At 69.3% G+C, this 4,384-nt stretch carries 6 protein-coding genes; 3 read left to right on the plus strand and 3 right to left on the minus strand.

The annotated features are described in order from the left end of the window. Positions 1-429, plus strand: a 429-nt coding sequence (locus tag VF468_09290) for a hypothetical protein (GenBank protein HEX5878500.1), incomplete at its 5' end; no start/stop codon positions are given. 112 nt (positions 430-541) lie between these two features. Continuing rightward, positions 542-790 (plus strand): hypothetical protein, encoded by a 249-nt coding sequence (locus VF468_09295; protein HEX5878501.1) that lies wholly within the window; start codon positions 542-544, stop codon positions 788-790. Between the two features lie 343 nt (positions 791-1,133). On the opposite strand, the gene VF468_09300 is transcribed toward VF468_09295, so the two are convergent. After that, positions 1,134-1,799 carry a response regulator transcription factor gene (locus VF468_09300; protein ID HEX5878502.1) on the minus strand — a complete coding sequence of 222 codons (666 nt, stop codon included), beginning with the start codon at positions 1,797-1,799 and terminating at the stop codon, positions 1,134-1,136. After that, the gene (locus tag VF468_09305; GenBank protein HEX5878503.1) at positions 1,796-2,956 is read right to left on the minus strand and encodes a histidine kinase; all 1,161 of its coding nucleotides are present in this window, start codon (positions 2,954-2,956) and stop codon (positions 1,796-1,798) included. Before VF468_09305 ends, VF468_09300 begins: the two co-directional genes overlap by 4 nt. A gap of 224 nt (positions 2,957-3,180) precedes the next feature. Here VF468_09305 and VF468_09310 point away from each other — a divergent pair, with 224 nt between their 5' ends. Continuing rightward, on the plus strand, positions 3,181-3,696 hold the full coding sequence (locus VF468_09310; GenBank protein ID HEX5878504.1) for a hypothetical protein: 516 nt from the start codon (positions 3,181-3,183) through the stop codon (positions 3,694-3,696). A 392-nt stretch (positions 3,697-4,088) separates the two neighbouring features. Here VF468_09310 and VF468_09315 read toward each other — a convergent pair. After that, positions 4,089-4,384, minus strand: a 296-nt coding sequence (locus tag VF468_09315) for a DUF4190 domain-containing protein (GenBank protein ID HEX5878505.1), incomplete at its 5' end; no start/stop codon positions are given.

Below are 4,384 nucleotides of genomic sequence, written 5' to 3' on the forward strand. Positions count from 1 at the left end.
CGAGACACGGGCTTCGGCGATACTCTCAGTACGCTATTAGCCGCTGGGCAGGACGAGCATCTACTCAAGTTAGTCGAATTACTCGTTGGCGCTGACTTGACCGGCGATCCAAGCGGCGTCCTCGAATTGCTCTGTGCAGAAGTTGACTTCATAGAGTACGACAGTGTGTCGGGTACCGACACAGCCGCCTATCTCCGCGCCTTGAGTCCCGAACTTCGTCGCCAAGTCGAACAAAGGGCAATCGCGCCGAACTCACCGCTTGCGAACTGGTACATTCAACTGCAAGGCAATGTCAGTATCGCGATGTCACAGCAAATGCTCAGCGTCGTCGCTCGTATTCGGCACAGCCATTCGAGTGTGAATGCGGGTACTGACGTGCACGAGTTGGCTGGTGCTCTATGGTACGTCCCCGTTTCTTGTTACGTTTGACGTGGTCGGGCGCCCCTCCACATTCGCCACCGCAGGGGAGAAGCTGTGGAAGGCGGCAGTCCGCCGAGCTGTCGCTGATACGGGCTGTGTCCCGTCCAGTGGCCGCTTCGCCGTGAACCTCGAGTTCAGGCTCGGAGAAGCGCGAAACGCGAACGAAGTCTGGGACCTCGACAACCTCATCAAGCCGACGCTGGATGCGATGGAGGGTGTCTTCGGCCTGCGTCCATGGGCGGGCACCCCTCAGCCGGCCGATGACCGGGTCGATGAGCTCACTGCGGTGAAGCGCCAGCCGTGTCAAGGAGAGGTGCCGGGCGCACGCATCACGGTATCGCTGCGCGAGGAGGCTGAGCATGCAACCTGACGCAGCTGAGGTGCCCGCTCGTGCCGCGCCGCGGGCGGAGGTTGAGGCGCGCTTCGGCGGCCCGGCTCCGCGTCAGGCAAGCCTGAGGCTTTACCTCTTTCTGGGGAAGGCCCGGCGACGGCGGAGACACGAACCGGGCGCCCTGCGAGCCGCCGTAGCCGCCCCCTGACGCGGTTCAAACGGCGGTCACGACTCGATACCGAGTCTGGTCTGCGCGCTTGCTGGCCTGGTGCGCCGAGCACCACCTCGACCCGCTGGCCGTTCAGCGCCCGCATCTGGAATGGAACTGTCGGATCCGAGCGTGTGCTTTCACCGGCGGGTCGGCGTATGCATCGGCGACCGGTCAGCTGTCGTCGGCACCGACCTCGACGACGCCGGACTCGTAGGAGAGGACAACCGCCTGGACCCGGTCGCGCAGGCCCAGCTTCTGCAGGATCCGGGCGACGTGGGTTTTGACGGTGGCGTCGCTGATCACCAGTCGGTCGGCGATCTCGTGGTTGGCCAGGCCGATCGCGATGAGGGTCAGAACCTCGGTCTCCCGGGCGGTCAGCGCGGACAGCAGCTCGTCCCGCCGCTGCCGGCTGGGGCGGCGGGCGAACTCCCGGATCATCCGCAGCGTGATCTGTGGTGAGAGCAGGGCGCCTCCGGAGACGACGGCCCTGACCGCCTCCACGAGCTGGCGGGCGGGCACGTCTTTGAGCAGGAACCCAACCGCACCGGCCTGCAGGGCGGCGAACACGTACTGGTCGAGGTCGTAGGTGGTCAAGATCACCACCTTGGTCTCCGGGAGCAGATCGCTGATTGACTTGGTTGCCTCGATCCCGTCCAGCTTGGGCATCCTGATGTCCATCAGCACCACGTCGGGTCGCAGCCGCCTGGCCGCGGCCACCGCCTCCAGGCCGTCCCCGGCCTCGCCGACCACCTCGAGGTCGGCCTCGGCGTCGACGAGCACTCGGAACCCCGACCGCACCAGTTCCTGGTCGTCGGCCAGCAGCACCGTAACCGTCATTCCGCAGCCAGCGGGAGTGCGGCGCTGACCGCGAACCCGCTGTCCTCGCGGGGGCCGGCCTGCAACGAACCCCGGAACACCGCGACTCGTTCGCGCATCCCGGCCAGCCCCGCGCCGCTGCCCGGGCTGTCCTGGACCGGCGACCGTGCCGGGTCGTTGCTGATCCGCAGTCGCACCTGCTGGGAGGAGATGTCGACCGAGACCGCGGTCGGGACCGGACCGGAGTGCCGCACGACGTTGGACAGGCCCTCCTGGACGATCCGGTAGCAGCACACCGCCAGCCCGGTCGGCACCGCCTTCGGGTCGCCCCCGATCGTGTAGCTGACCGGCAGACCCGCATCGCGTACCCGCGCCACCAGGCCTTCGATGTCGGCCATCCCGGGTTGCGGCTCCCGCTCCGCGGTGGCCTCGCCACGGATGACGCCCAGCAGCCGCCGCATCTCGCCCAGTGCGGACCGTCCGGACTCCTCCACCGCCCGCATCGCCTCGCGGGCACGTTCGGGCTGCTCCGCGGACAGGCTCTGGGCGGCCTGCGCCTGGATCACCATCACCGTCATGTCGTGGGTGATCGCGTCGTGCAGCTCCCGCGCGATCCGGGCTCGCTCTCGTTCGGCGGCCTCGGCGGCGATCTGCTCGGTGCGGGTCGCGAGCTCGCCGGCCCGCCGTTCCACCTCGGCGGCCCGCGACCGCCGCCGCGCACCGATCCTGCCCGCAGCCCAGATCACGATCAGGAAACCGACCGGCGTCAGCTGATCGGTGACCGCTTCCCCGGCCAGCACCTTGGGCACACTGGCCAGCCCCGCGGCGACCACGATCATCGCCAGCCCGACCACGGATCGCCGCCCGCCCGCATACGCGCCCACCCCGTACGCCGCGAGCACGAAGCACAGCCACGGGCCTCCCCCGCCGGCGCCGTACCCGAACACCGCGGCGTTGACCGACGCAGCCGCGAACATGACCACCGTCACCGCCAGCGGCCAGCGCCGACGAAGCAGCAGCGGAAGCGCGATCCCCGCCCCCAACGCAACCGCCAGCAGCCGCTCCAGGAACCCATCCGCGGCCGGCACGATCTCCACCACCGTGACCGCGCACAGCAGCACAACCGCGGTGGTGTCCACCGCGCGGACCAGCCAGTCCCGGTCCCAGGAGATGTCCACCTCGCCACGGTATCCCCGCCGGTCACCGGCCGGGATCATCCCTGCGATGTACACCGACCCCGTCTACAGGGCGACGCCATCGGGAGCCGGAAAGGCCAGAGTCGACTCGTCCAATCCCCTCCTGACCGGAGATCACCATGAACAACTCGACCGACGTTGGAGTCGACACCCGCATCGCCGGGATCGCCGGCCTCCTGGCCGCACCGCTGATCCTTGCCGCGCCGATGACCGGGCAGCAGATCGGCCCGGCCCTGTGGCTGGCGGGGTTCGCCCTGGCCATGGTGGTCCTGGCCGGGCTCGCCGCAGCACTGCGCGACACACCACACCCACGCGCCTGGCTGACCCACCTGATCGTGCCGTTCGCAACGATCGCCATGACCCTGCAGCTGACGATCATGGGCATCGGCCACGTGGCCAACAACCTGTCCAAGGCCTCACCGGTGCACGAACCCCTGCATAGCGTGGAGTCGGCCCTGTTCGCGATCACCCTGTTCGGACTCGGGCTGGCATTGGCCGCCGCCACCGTCGCGATGCACGCTCGTTCCGGCACCCCCACCTGGATGACCGCGCTGACCGGCATGGTGGCAGCCGGCCTGCTCGCGAACGCAGCGGTGCTGGGCACCGAACAAGTCCCGGCCCTGCTCGCCTTCCTCCTCTGGCTGCCGGCCTGCGGCATCGCCCTGCTGCGCCGCCGCAACCACCCGCACGGCGCGCGCGAGCCGATCCCGACCACCGCCTGACCCAAACACCCGGCCAACCAGTCGCAGGGGCGCCGATCCGGCCGCCGACCGCCGCAGCCCAGACATCCGGAAATGCCGCCGACAGTGAGAAACCGATACCGGGGGCGGGCGTGGAGGAATGAGCGCAGAAGACGAGGTCTGGCATGCCGGGGGAGCCAGCGCTGCAGCCCTTGCCGCCGGCGACGCAGAATGCCTCACCTACCGGGCTCGAGTGGAAGTGTTTGGCCGGCGATGCTGGGCGCGGCTCGCCAGCTGACCGACGTCCTGGAGTTGCTGCGCGAATGGAACGCGTGATGCCGCCCTGTGCTGCACACGCGCGGTCAGAGCGGCGCCGGGCTGACATCACTGGCTGCCCGGTGTCCATGCGGCCGCGCGACCGACCACGGTTCGGATCACTCGGGGTGGTTTGTTTCGACGGGTACCTGCTCCTCGCTTCCGTCGGGCCCCTGGTTGACGACGACCAGGCTTGCGCCGAGGGCGAGCAGACCCCACAGGACCAGGCCGATCGCGCCGAGGGTGAGCCCAGCGGTGGCAAGCCCGCCTTGTCGGGCTCCGCGGCGGGCGCGGCGGCGCCCGGCGATGCCGAAGCCGATCGCGAACGGGGCGGCGATGATGCCCAGGACGGGCAGCACCAGGCTGGTAATGCCGAGGATCAGCGAGGCGATGGCGGCGCCGTTGTCGCGGCCGG

The sequence above is a fragment of the Actinomycetota bacterium genome, assembly GCA_036280995.1.
Taxonomy (GTDB): domain Bacteria; phylum Actinomycetota; class CALGFH01; order CALGFH01; family CALGFH01; genus CALGFH01.